This window comes from Pseudomonas sp. GV047 (assembly GCF_003058245.1).
Classification (GTDB): domain Bacteria; phylum Pseudomonadota; class Gammaproteobacteria; order Pseudomonadales; family Pseudomonadaceae; genus Aquipseudomonas; species Aquipseudomonas marginalis.
In genome coordinates this window covers 127,434-139,745 of sequence record NZ_QCWA01000012.1, presented here as the reverse complement: position 1 = coordinate 139,745, position 12,312 = coordinate 127,434, and the positions used below count along the sequence as shown (strand labels likewise).

At 61.3% G+C, this 12,312-nt stretch carries 9 protein-coding genes and 1 pseudogene; 4 read left to right on the top strand and 6 right to left on the bottom strand.

Annotation, left to right across the window (positions count from 1 at the left end; all coding sequences use genetic code 11):
• Window positions 1–78: 78 nt before the first annotated feature.
• Window positions 79–1,497 (top strand): MFS transporter, encoded by a 1,419-nt coding sequence (locus tag C8K58_RS25900; protein ID WP_027603556.1) that lies wholly within the window; start codon window positions 79–81, stop codon window positions 1,495–1,497.
• A gap of 73 nt (window positions 1,498–1,570) precedes the next feature.
• Here C8K58_RS25900 and C8K58_RS25895 read toward each other — a convergent pair whose 3' ends face one another.
• From C8K58_RS25895 to C8K58_RS25875, 6 genes and pseudogenes are all read right to left on the bottom strand, one after another.
• Window positions 1,571–2,491, bottom strand: coding sequence for a substrate-binding domain-containing protein (locus tag C8K58_RS25895; RefSeq protein ID WP_027603555.1), 921 nt, complete (start codon window positions 2,489–2,491; stop codon window positions 1,571–1,573).
• A 17-nt stretch (window positions 2,492–2,508) separates the two neighbouring features.
• On the bottom strand, window positions 2,509–3,264 hold the full coding sequence (locus C8K58_RS33190) for a methyl-accepting chemotaxis protein (RefSeq protein ID WP_371263347.1): 756 nt from the start codon (window positions 3,262–3,264) through the stop codon (window positions 2,509–2,511).
• Between the two features lie 102 nt (window positions 3,265–3,366).
• Window positions 3,367–3,786 (bottom strand): annotated as a pseudogene (locus C8K58_RS33185) (HAMP domain-containing protein); the annotation flags it as partial.
• Window positions 3,787–4,706: 920 nt separating this feature from the next.
• Window positions 4,707–5,957 carry a glycoside hydrolase family 68 protein gene (locus C8K58_RS25885; RefSeq protein ID WP_027603553.1) on the bottom strand — a complete coding sequence of 417 codons (1,251 nt, stop codon included), beginning with the start codon at window positions 5,955–5,957 and terminating at the stop codon, window positions 4,707–4,709.
• 251 nt (window positions 5,958–6,208) lie between these two features.
• Complete coding sequence (locus tag C8K58_RS25880) at window positions 6,209–7,147, bottom strand: pectate lyase (RefSeq protein WP_027603552.1); 939 nt, start codon at window positions 7,145–7,147, stop codon at window positions 6,209–6,211.
• Between the two features lie 238 nt (window positions 7,148–7,385).
• Window positions 7,386–8,885, bottom strand: coding sequence for a CoA-acylating methylmalonate-semialdehyde dehydrogenase (locus tag C8K58_RS25875; RefSeq protein WP_027603551.1), 1,500 nt, complete (start codon window positions 8,883–8,885; stop codon window positions 7,386–7,388).
• Between the two features lie 107 nt (window positions 8,886–8,992).
• On the opposite strand from C8K58_RS25875, the gene C8K58_RS25870 reads away from it, so the two are divergent.
• The 3 genes from C8K58_RS25870 to C8K58_RS25860 all read left to right on the top strand — a co-directional run bounded on the left by C8K58_RS25870 (window position 8,993) and on the right by C8K58_RS25860 (window position 12,301).
• Window positions 8,993–9,931: a LysR family transcriptional regulator gene (locus C8K58_RS25870; RefSeq protein WP_027603550.1), complete on the top strand. Its 939-nt coding sequence runs from the start codon at window positions 8,993–8,995 to the stop codon at window positions 9,929–9,931.
• 141 nt (window positions 9,932–10,072) lie between these two features.
• Complete coding sequence (locus tag C8K58_RS25865) at window positions 10,073–11,065, top strand: transporter (protein ID WP_027603549.1); 993 nt, start codon at window positions 10,073–10,075, stop codon at window positions 11,063–11,065.
• A 39-nt stretch (window positions 11,066–11,104) separates the two neighbouring features.
• Window positions 11,105–12,301 carry an MFS transporter gene (locus C8K58_RS25860; RefSeq protein WP_027603548.1) on the top strand — a complete coding sequence of 399 codons (1,197 nt, stop codon included), beginning with the start codon at window positions 11,105–11,107 and terminating at the stop codon, window positions 12,299–12,301.
• The last annotated feature ends 11 nt before the right edge of the window (window positions 12,302–12,312 follow it).

The following is a 12,312-nucleotide window of genomic DNA, read 5'->3' as shown; positions in this document are numbered from 1 at the left end:
ACCTCATCTAAACATGAGGTTTTATAAAGGGTGTCGGCTTGCCTTGGCAAGCCTTCAGCCCTTTGAATCGGAGCCTGCATGGACACACCTCAACCCTCCCCCTCCAACTGGGCCGCGCTGTTGTCCGGTACCAACGGCGTACGTTCGCTCGCACTGGCCGGCGGCGTGGTGCTGCATGCGATCAACGTGTACATCGCCACCACGATTCTGCCGTCGGTGGTCCAGGACATCGGCGGCATCGACTACTACGCATGGAACACCACGTTATTTGTCGCCGCCTCGATCCTCGGCTCGGCGTTGTCGGCGCGCCTGCTCGGCAGCCTCGGGCCGCGTGCGGCGTACCTGGCCGCCAGCCTGGTGTTTGCCGGCGGGGCCTTGGCCTGTGCGTTTGCGCCGTCCATGCCGGTAATGCTCGTTGGGCGGTTGGTGCAGGGGCTGGGCGGTGGGTTCTTGTTCGCGCTGTCCTACGCGATGATCCGCTTGGTGTTCGATGAAAGCCTGTGGCCGCGCGCGATGGCGTTGGTGTCGGGGATGTGGGGCGTGGCGACGCTGGTCGGCCCGGCGGTGGGCGGAGTGTTTGCCGAGCTGGGCATATGGCGCGCGGCGTTCTGGTCGTTGATTCCGGTGGCCGGGTTATTCGCGGTGCTGGCGGCGGCGGTCCTGCCCAGGCGCAGCACCGAGAGCGCTGCGCCGACCGCGTTGCCACTCGCCCAACTGGTGCTGCTGACGGCGGCGGTACTGGCGGTGTCGGCCGGCAGTGTCTCGTCCACCCTGCCCCTGAACCTGCTGGGGCTGGCCGTGGCTGCGGTGTTCACCGCGCTGCTGATCGTCACGGAAAGCCGCGCCCGCCATCGACTGTTGCCCGCCGGAGCGTTTCGGATCACCACGGCACTCGGCGCGCTGTACGCGACGATGTCATTGCTGGCGGTGGCGGTGACCAGTGGCGAAATCTTCGTGCCGTTGTTTCTTCAAGTCCTGCACCACCAGTCGCCGCTGGTGGCCGGTTATCTGGCGGCACTGATGGCGGCCGGCTGGACGCTGGGGTCAATCGCCAGCGCGGGTGTGACGGGCAGCAACATTCGACGGGCGATCCTGGCCGGGCCGATCCTGGGCGTGGTGGGCATGGTGGCGCTGGCCATCTTGATGCCCGTCGAAAGCAACGGCAGCGGGCAGACGCTCACACCGATCTGCCTGGCGCTTATCCTGATTGGGTTGGGCGTGGGGCTGGCTTGGCCGCACTTGCTGACGCGGGTGTTCCAGGTGGCGCCGGCCGGTGAGCAGGACCTCGCCAGCGCCTCGATTACTACCGTGCAACTGTTCGCCACCGCATTTGGCGCGGCACTGGCGGGGATGGTCGCGAACGTCGCCGGCCTCACTGAGCCCGGCGGTGTCGAAGGCACCGCGAGCGCGGCGGTGTGGTTGTTTGGGGTGTTTGCACTGGCGCCCGTGGTGGGTGTTCTGATTGCCAGGCGGGTGGTTCGCATGATCGGTCAGTAGCATGCCAAGCTCACCAAACCCCCTGCCTGAGCACATTTGACTGCACTCCAAGGTTGGATCGAGGTGCCCAGTGCTATTCAAACGCCTGGCGATTCTCAGGCGTGATCAACTTGAACGGCACCCAGACCACCGCCGACTCCAGCACCTCGCCGCGTACCAGGCGCAGTGCGGTGTCCACTGCGCCGCCGGCCTGGCCGGCGGCATCCTGGAACACGCTGACCGCCATCTTGCCCTCAGCCATCAATTTCAAGCCGTCCGGTGTGCCGTCGATGCCGCCGACCCAATAGTCCTTGGCCTGCTTGCCGGCCTTTTCCAGGCCCATGATCGCGCCGATCGCCATTTCATCGTTATTGGCCGCAATGATCGAGAAATCGACGCCCTGCTTGACCCAGTCAATGACAATCGTGGCGGCCTGGCTACGCTCCCAGTTGCCGACTTTTTTCTGTACGACTTTCATACCGGGGTATTTGGCGACGACTTTCTCCACGTCCTCGGTGCGCATCAAGGAGGACGCGTTGGCGGGGTCGCCCACCAGAATCACCACGTTGCCCTTGTAACCGGCGCGGCGCGCCAGCTCTTCCATCTGCAACGTACCCGACTCCAGCTCGTTGGAGCCGACAAACGCGGTCTGCGCCGGCCACGTTTGCGGGTTCGGGTTGCGGTTGACGAACACCAGCGGGATCTTTGCATCCGAGGCCAGCTGCATCATCTGCGCCGCACTTTTGCCGTCGACCATCGCGACGATGATCGCATCCACCTTGGAATTGACCAGGTTGCGGAATTGGCGCATCTGCAGATCGACGCTGTCCTGCCCGTTCTCCATAAAGATGTCGGCGTTCATGACGCTGGCCTGTTGCTGCACCCCGTTGCGCAGCAGGGTCTGGAAGTTATCGTCGTACTTTGCCATGCCCACACCCAGCAAGGGCGTGGCGGCCTGGGCCGGGCCCGGAATGAACAGCGTCGCCCCCAAGGCGAGGATTAACCATGCTTTCATGTTCTGACTCCCACGGCTCAAACGCTGAAATGATGGAGCAGCTCGCGCTGCACCTTGGCCATGTCCGCCAGCTCGTGGCTGCTGATGGCGGACTGCTCGGCGCCGTCTGCCGTCTGCTGGGCCGAATCGTTGATCTGGATGACCATCCGACTGGTTTCCTGCACCGTGGCGCTCTGCTCCTCGGTGGCGGCGGCGATCTGGATATTCATGTCGCGGATACTGTCGACCGAGTCGCTCATCGACAGCAGCAAGTCACCCGCGCCCGAGGCCAGGGACACGCATTGGGTGGACTGCGCCTGGCTTTCGTTCATCACGTGCACCACCGAGTGAATCTTTTCCTGCATGAGCCCGATCATGTCCTGGATTTCACTGGTCGAGGTCTGGGTACGGCTGGCCAGGGAGCGCACTTCATCGGCCACCACCGCAAAACCGCGTCCCTGCTCGCCGGCACGGGCCGCTTCGATCGCCGCATTCAGGGCGAGCAGGTTGGTCTGTTCGGCAATGGTGCGAATGGCGACAACAATGCCCTCGATATTCTGTCCGTACTTCTGCAACTCATCGGTCACCTGCGTGGCCTTGTTCACCTGGTCGGCCTGCTGGCGGATATTGACGATGGTCTCGGCCACACGCGCCTGCACCTTGTGCGTGAGCTCACTCGTGTCGTCCACGGCCTGGCGGGTGTCCTGCGCACGCCGGGCCACCTCTTCGACCGTGCTTTCCATCTGCGTCATGGCCGAAGCCGCCGATTGCAAGCGGTCCTTCTGTTCATCCACCACCCGGGTGGTCTGCTCGCTGTTCAGGGCGTTGCTGCCCGCGGTAACGGCCAGCGCATCGGCAGAGCCGATCAATTCACGGAAGGTTTTGCGCAGGGCCGTGGTCAGTTCGTTCAGGTAACCGCCCAACTCTCCGAACTCGTCTTTACGGCTGACATCGAAACTGACCCGCATGTCTCCCGCCGTGAGCGTCTTGAGGACTTCGCGAAACGCCGCCAGCGGACGCCGCAGGCTGAAGGCGACCCAGGTACCAATCGCCACCGCCGCCAGCACCGCCAGCACACACGCGATCAACAGCAAGCTGCGGCTGGTGCCGATGGTGGCATTGGCCGACTGGCTGGCCTGGTTGGCGACCTCCAGGGACTGGCTGCCGAACTCGCCAATCCTGTCCAGGGTGGCTTTCAGCGCCGCGTCAACCGCACTGCGTTGCTGCTGCACCTGCGTGGCCAGTTTTGCCTCCACCTGATAAGCCTGGAACAGGCCGTCAGGGGCGGTCAGGTCAGTCAGCAGGCGATTGACCATGACGCCGGCAATCCGCCCGACCCTGGGGTCAATCGCCGCCAGGGCCTGGGCCCGGGTGCTGATCACTTCGTCCTGGAGATTGAGCACACGCTGTAATTTATCAATGGCCGGCGTGACGGTATGAGCCGCGAAGCCATCGTAGGATTTGTTGACTTCCAACAGCAGCTTTTCCGCTGCGGCCACCTGTTGCGGTTCGCCGACACTGCGTGCATGGGCAATGTAATCGCGCAGATAGCTGGTCAGCTGTATCGCCTGTGCACTGCTGTAGCCTTGCAGTTGGCGGGTCAGCGCCAATTGCTGCACGTGTTGCACGTGGGACGCCATCAGCGCCTGCGCCTGTTCGGCGTAGGCCGCGACCTGTTGGCGCTGCTGCGCCAGGTTCGCCCGCAGCGCCTCATGCTCGCCCGTATAGGCAACGGTGCTGTCGAGCAATTGATTGAACTGGGCGATGCTCTCGGTGAACGGTCGCTTGCCGTCCTCGATCTGCTTGGGGTCGGTGCTGATCTGAAGGGCCAGCAACGCCTGGTTGGCGCGCAGGATGTGCACGTATAGCTCACTGGCGGCCCGGCTCAAGGGTGCCGACTCGCCGGTGATAATGTTCAAGCGACTGCTGATGGACTGGGTGTTCTGATAACTGATCCCCGCCATGACTAGCAGTAACAGCACCAACACCGCAAACCCGCCGATCACACGCTGCAATATGGTCATGGCCACCCCTTTTGATTTTTATTCGTTGACCTGAGCGACGACCAGGCGTGCACCTACGAGTTCGGGATCACTCGTGCTGCTAGTGCCTGTATCGGCCAGGTGGGCGAGGACTTGAGCCTTGAAGGCAGGCTGAAATGCGGTCAAAAAAAAGTGGGAGGTGGCAAGCCCCCTCCCACCTACCTGATGAAATCAGGCTGGGTTTTGCACTGCGGTCACTGGCTCAACACCACATCCCGCATCGCCGGAATATAGCCATAGTCATAAGCCTCCTGCACAAACGAACGTGCGCCCTTCAACACGATCCTGACCGTCGGCGCTTCGGTGCCGCCGATGCGATAGTCATCGCCGGTGGTGGGCACGCTGTCGATAAACGACGTCACCAGGCCGTTGGGCATCACGCAGTGGGAATACGTCTGGAACGGTTGCGACGGCGGATTGCCGAGGACCAGCCCGGACGCGTTCATCGGCGTATAGGGCCCGAACAGATGATCGCTGACAAACCCATAGACGCCATCCGGCCCCGTCACGCCATCGGCATAGGTGAACTTGTGGCTGATGGTGAACAGGTAGTACTTGTTGTCCTGGAACACATAGTGCGGCCGTTCGGTCTGGTCGTTCACGCCGACGGCCGTGACCAGTGGCGGCAGGATTTCCCACTCGTCACCGTTGAGGTCCTTGGCCACGGCGATGCCGATGCAGCCCACCTGGTAGCGGGCACCGCCCACGTCCTCGTGCCCCGGCGGCACCAGGCCCAGCTCGTTCGGGCCCACTTCGTGAGTGCCGCGCTCACCGGCGACATTGCCTTCGAACACCATGTACAACTTGCCATCGACGGGATCGATAAAGGGGCTGGGATCGCGAAAGTTCCAGGTCGCATTCTGCGCTTCGGTTTGATAATAGGTGCCGTCGGCGTCGAACAACGACTTGACCTGATCAAAGCCCTGGAGGGTGACACCGGTGTCGGACGTAATGACCTGGCCCCGGACTTTGGCAATCGTGGCACCCGGCGTGACGCAGGTGTAGTACAGGTCGATATCGCCGTTGTTGTTCAGCAGGATCGGCGTACCCGCCCATTCACGGGTGGTCGGCGAAACCCCTTCGGCCATGACCCGGCCGCCGAAGATCCAGTCCTTGCCGGTGCGCGAATACCAGTAGCAGATCCGCGCATGACCATGACGGTCTTCCCAATCGCGCTTGATGTCGTAGCGGCCATCGGCATTGATGAATTGTGGATCATGGGGGCGACGATCGGCGGTCAGGGTGAAGATCACCGACCAGCCATCCACCGATACCACCGTGCCATCCAGTTCACGCAAGGGCATGGTGTCCCAGATAAAGACCGTGTCACTCATGACAGGAAAGTCAGGACTCACTAACGGCTGTGTCGTCGTCGGGTCATTTTCATTAACTTTCAGCGCATCGGCCCGTGTCCAGCGAGTGGGTGTGTGATTCGCATGTTTCATGATGATGTCCTTTTGCTGACGCTTAAGTGACAAGCGAAGATTAAATAGCACCTGGCAGCCAGCAACTTAATACTGACTGAAAGAGCAAGAGATAGTTGGCCCTGCAAGTGCGCCCCAAGGTTTAACATGGGCACTTGCTTATCGCAACATGAAGAATTATTTAGATTACAAAGGCCATCACTGTATTTATATCCTTGATATAAATACAGTGGCACTTGCAATAAATGACAGCTCAATAGAAAGCTAGCTACTCAACTACCGAATACCAGCGCCGCAGCCTGGGCACCGGCATTCTTCTGGGTGAAGTCCTTGGCTTGCGTCGCGGTCTTCAAGGTATAGGCGTAGTTGGAACTGGCCGTCCATTGTGCTTTGGGCGACTTCTGGTTGGTGATCGGCGGCACACTGTTTATATCAGTGAACGTCCCGGTGCCTTTGTCATCCAACATGCCTTTATTCTGGCTGCCTTCGCCAAAATAGTTACTTTCAGACAGGATATTGGCGTTCTGCGCCAGGGTAAAACCGAGGTGGAAGTTATTGATGTAGTTGTTGTACACATGGAAGTAACCGTAGCGCATCAAGCCGGGTGCGCGCACTTCCATATTGTCGAAGCGGTTATGACACAACGTCAGGCGCGGATAACCGTTGAACTCTGCCTTATTATCATCCGCCGGGTGACCGAAGATCAGCCCGTACTTGTGGCTGCCAAAGAAGCAGTTGCTGATGGTGGCATAATCGGCTTTTTCACCGATATACAGCAGTTTATCTTCACTGCCGTCAGTGGTTGACCAGCTGTGACCGACAAAGGAGCAATGATCAATCCAGTACTTGCTGCCGTAGTTCAGGTAGACCTGAATATCGTCATTGGCCTTAATACTTGCCGAATGCTTGAAGATAATATTCTGCAGGATGATGTTCTGCGACTGCGCGGTTGCACGCAGGTGAATATTCTCCAACGTGCGGTTCTGGAAGGAACCGATCAGGGTCTTGTTGGCGCCCAAGTTGACTTTGGTCAGGCTCGACGCCGAGATATTACTGTTGATCACCAATACCCGAGGCGTGGTGTCGCCGATATTGGCCTTGAGTTGATCCAGGGTAGTAATGCTGACCACAGGGCCGGACCAGCCACCGGTGACTTTTGCCGCGAGGGCGAAACCGGTCAAGCCGGTGAGTTTGCTTTCTGGATAGGACATGAGTTCCCTCTCTATCAATAAAAACGACTCGGTATAACGAGCCTGCGCATTAAGTTAATCCATTAACTTGCACACAGTGTTTGGCGTGGCTGATGTTGCCATCCTGGTTGATCAGCGCTTAAACACTGTGTTTATGTACAGTATTCGTCATTCGCCTGGCCGTCAACCCTCAAGTGAAAAACAACCAAAAGTGGGAGGGAGCCTGCCCCCTCCCACCTTTGCCCTGCGGTGCCAAGCGTTATTTGGACACCGGCATCGCAAACTCCGCGCCCTGCTCGATGCTCTCCGACCAGCGCTGCATGATCGATTTCTGCTTGGTGTAGAAGCGCACACCCTCAGTGCCGTAGGCATGCATGTCGCCGAACAGGCTCTTCTTCCAGCCACCAAACCCGTGCCAGGCCATCGGCACCGGGATCGGCACATTGATGCCGACCATGCCTACTTCGATACGCCGGGCAAATTCGCGGGCAATGTTGCCGTCGCGGGTAAAGCAGCTGACGCCGTTGCCGAATTCGTGGTCGTTGACCAGCTTCACCGCCTCGGCGAAGTCATTCACGCGCACGCAGGCCAGTACCGGGCCGAAAATTTCTTCGCGGTAGATGCTCATCTCCTGGGTCACGTGGTCGAACAGGGTCGCGCCGAGCCAGAAGCCGTTTTCCAGGCCAGCCTCGGTGGGTACATAGTCACGTCCGTCGAGCAGCAATTGCGCGCCGGCCTGCACGCCTTGTTCGATGTAGCCGCTGATGCGCTCCAGTGCGGCGCGGGACACAATCGGGCCCATCTCGGCCTTGAGGTCGCGGCCGTCGGTGATGCGCAGGTGCCTGGCGCGTTCGGTCAGGGCGGCGATGACCTTGTCACCGACATCGCCGACCAGCACCGCTACGGAAATGGCCATGCAGCGTTCGCCGGCACTGCCGTAGGCGGCGCCCATCAAGGCATCGACGGTTTTTTCGATATCCGCGTCCGGCATCACCACCATATGGTTCTTCGCGCCGCCCAGGCCTTGCACACGCTTGCCGTTGCGCGCACCGGTTTCGTAGATGTACTGGGCAATCGGCGTGGAGCCGACAAAGCTCACAGCCTTGACGTCCGGGTGCGCGATCAGCGCGTCCACCGATTCCTTGTCGCCCTGCACCACGTTGAACACGCCTTTGGGCAGGCCGGCTTCACGCAGCAGTTCAGCCATGAACAGCGAAGCACTTGGATCGGTCGGGCTTGGCTTGAGGATGAAGGTGTTGCCCGCCGCAATGGCGATCGGGTACATCCACATCGGCACCATCACCGGGAAGTTGAACGGCGTGACGCCGGCCACGACACCCAGCGGCTGGCGCATCGTCCAGTTGTCCATGCCACGGGAGACCTGGTCGGAATGCTCGCCCTTGAGCAGGTTGGGGATGCCGCAGGCGAATTCGAGAATGTCGATGCCACGGTCGACTTCGCCCTGGGCATCGGTGAAGACCTTGCCGTGTTCGGCGACGATGATGCGCGCCAGGTCGTCCTTGCGCTCACGCAGCAGGTGCAGGTATTCGAACAGCACGCGGGCGCGACGGATGGGTGGGGTGTCGGCCCAACCGGCAAAAGCGGCCTGGGCAGCGGCGACGGCTTCGGACACGGTCTGGCTGCTGGCCAGGGCAACGCGGCCGGTGATTTCGCCGGTGGCCGGGTTGTAGACGTCCTGATAGCGATCATCGCGGCTGACGCGCTGGTCGTTGATGTAGTGCTCGATGGTTGTAGTCATGGCAGTCGATCCAGGTGGTTGCGTTGGGACACACGATAGGCTTTCGGTTTGTTCCAAACCAGAGCAGAATCAAGAACTGATTGTCCTCACAAGCGAACAATAAACCCATGGAAAAATCCGAGATCGAAGGGCTGTGGACCCACATTCACTGGCTCTCAGTGCTGGAGGAACACGGCACCTACACCGCCGCCGCCGCGCGCCTGGGGGTGAGTAAATCCGCAGTCAGCCAGCGCATTTCCGACCTCGAGAAAGCCACCGGCACGCGGCTGGTGACCCGCACCACGCGCAGCGTGCGCTTGACCGATGCCGGGTTGTCGCTGACCCGTGAAGTGCGCGGTGCCTATGAGCAAATCGCGCGCAGCTTCTCGTCGGTGCGCGATTCCGCCGGGGAGATTCGTGGCCTGGTGCGCTTGACCGCCCCCGTGGCATTCGCCCGGCAACAGCTGGTGCCGCACTTGGCGGAATTCCTGCAGCAGTACCCGCAGGTGCGTATCCAGCTGGATGTCTCGGATGCCCTGAGTTCGCTGGCGGCCGAGGGCTACGACCTCGCCGTGCGCCACGGCTTCCAGGTGCCGGAAACCCATGTGGCCTGGAAGCTGTGCGACACCGGTTCGGTGCTGGTCGCCAGCCGCGATTACCTGCAACGCCACGGCGAACCCCGCGAACCCGGCGACCTGTCGGCGCACAACTGCCTGTTCTACCCGCGCGGCACCGACCAGCCCGCCTGGACCTTCGAGCGTGGCAGCAAAAAGGTCGAACGCCTCACCGTGCCCATCGCCGGCAGCTTCGCCACCAACAACAGCGAAGCCCTGCGTGATTCGGCGCTCAACCACTTGGGCATCGCCCTGCTCCCGGACTTCAGCGCCCACGCTGCGCTGGCCAGCGGCAAGCTGGTACAGGTGCTCAAGGGCTGGACACTCAAGGGCGCGTTTGCCGATGAGATCTACCTGATTCGGCCATATTCGCCCCATGTGCCGAAGTCGGTGAGTGCGTTGGTGGGGTATTTGAAGGGCAAGTTGTCGGGTGGGTTTCGCTACGAGGGTTGACAGCGCCGGCGTTAAAACGAGCCCCGTGGCGCTATCAGTCAACTCTGGCGGTACCGCGCAAGTACGCCGGCGGGGTTTGGCTTAGGGTGATTGTGCGAGGGAGTTCCCTCTGCTCACAATTCCAATAATAGAGCCACGTCAATGAGCCCACTCAAATACTTGCCAGCGAGCCTGGTGCTCAGCTTCGCCTCGTCAATTGTATTCGCCGCCGATGGGCCGCCAGCGCCCTCGGTGACCGAGCCCAGTGGCATCAACCTCGGCGGCACCAGTTTCTACGATGGTTTTGCCGGGCCGCCCGGCCTGTCCCATCTCACCTACTTGAAGTTCAGCACCGCCAGCAGTCTCAGGACCAACAGCGGCAAGGCCAACGGCGCCTTCGACAATCCCAAAATCAACGTGATCACGCTGATCAACCAGCTCAGCTACTACTCGCCCGACACCATTGGCGGCGGCGCGCACCTGGGCTGGAGCTTGCTGGTACCCGTCGTGTCACTGGATGCCACCTTTGGCAGTAATGGACCGGCGCTGCAAGACAACGCCACGGGGCTTGGCGATGTCACCGTCGGGCCGCAGATCCAATTCGATCCTATCGTCGATGCGCACGGGCGCCCGGTGTTCGTGCAGCGGGTGGCCTTTGACACGATCCTGCCGACCGGTAAATACGACAAACACAAAGACCTCAACCCAGGGTCGAACTATTACTCCCTGAACCCCTACTGGGCCGCAACCTGGATGCCGGCACCGCGCTGGGAAGTCAGTTGGCGCCTGCATTACCTGTACAACTTCAAGAACCGCGACCCGGCCAGCAGTTCGCAGGATTCCTTCGAGGGCAAACCGGTGAGCGACAGCCGCGCCGGGCAGTCGGCCTGGGCCAACTTCACGGCGTCCTATGAAGTCATCCCCAACGTGTCGGTGGGGATCAACGGCTATTACTTCCGGCAGATCACCGACGACCAGATCAACGGCGACCGGCTGAGCGACTCGCGGGAAAAAGTGCTGGGCATAGGCCCCGGCATGTTCTGGAAAATCAGTGAAGGCCAAGGCTTCTGGCTCAACACTTACAAGGAAACCGGTGTCGAGAACCGCTCCCGGCAGGACTATGCCGTGCAGGTTCGTTACGCCCACACCTTCTGACCGACAAGCGCTCGCTCACCCTATAGAGGTACTGCATTCATGAATGCATCCGCTGGCATCGACAGCAAAACATCCCTGGCGGCTATTTGCCTGATGATGGTCACGTCCCTTGGCACCTTGCAGATTCAACCGATTCTGGGCGGGGCTTTTATCGATCAGCTCGGTATCCCGCTCAATGCCATCGGTAGGATTTTCGCAGGCGAACTGATTGCCATGGCGCTCACCTGCGGGGTGTTTGCCCTGTTGATGACCCGCGTCAATCGCCGCTGGGTGGCGCAGCTCGCCTTGCTGGTGCTGGTCTGCGCCAATCTGGCGAGTACCCGGTTCCACAGCGAAACATCGCTGCTGCTGTGCCGCATCGTCTCTGGCGCCAGCGGCGGCGCGGTGATGGCGGTGGTGTATGCCTCGGCGGCACTGCGCACAGCCAAGGACGCGACGTTCGCGGTGATCAATATCGGCAATCTGTTCTGGGGCATGTTGCTGGTGACCTCGATGCCAGCGGTGCTCATGGCCTTTGGCGTCAACGGCGCGTTTTACCTGCTGGCCGGCGCCAGTGCCTTGGCCCTGCTCGGCTGCGGGCGCGTGCCTGCGCAGTACACCCCCGCCGACGGTGCGCCGGCGCGGCTGGCCCAGCCGTTCGGCCTGACGTCACTCTTGTTGATCGGGCTGTTTGCGCTGTTGTTTTTTGGCCATTCTGCGCTGTGGGTGTATCAGGAGCGCATCGGCAAAAGTATCGGCCTGGAGCCCCAGCAGATCGGCGCCATCCTGGGTGGCAGTATTCTTGCCGGGGCACTCGGTGCTGCGCTGGCGGGCCTTATCGGGCGACGCCTGGGGCTGCTGTTTCCGCAGTTGCTGGGGTTCGGCACGGCGGTGATGGCCACGCTGATCATGGTCTACGGCGACAGCCCCATGGCGTTCGCCACCACGGCATGCCTGATCCATATGGTCTGGTTCTTCAGCCTTCCCTACCTGCTCTCGATGGCGGCCGAGTTGGACGCGAGCGGCCGACTCGCAGGCCTGGGCAATGCTGCGATCTTCGTGGGCCAGGGCCTCGGCCCGTTTGGCGCGGCCCTGGTCGTCGGTGACGGACACTTCCGTGCGGTCGGCTGGCTGGCGGCCTCGGCGTATATCGTCGCCCTGGTCATCTCCTGCTGGATGGTTGCCCGTTTTCGCCGCGCGTCCGGCCCTTCAACACCCGACGCGCCTGCGCTGCCCGCCGGCCTGCTCGATAAATAAATACTGCGCAC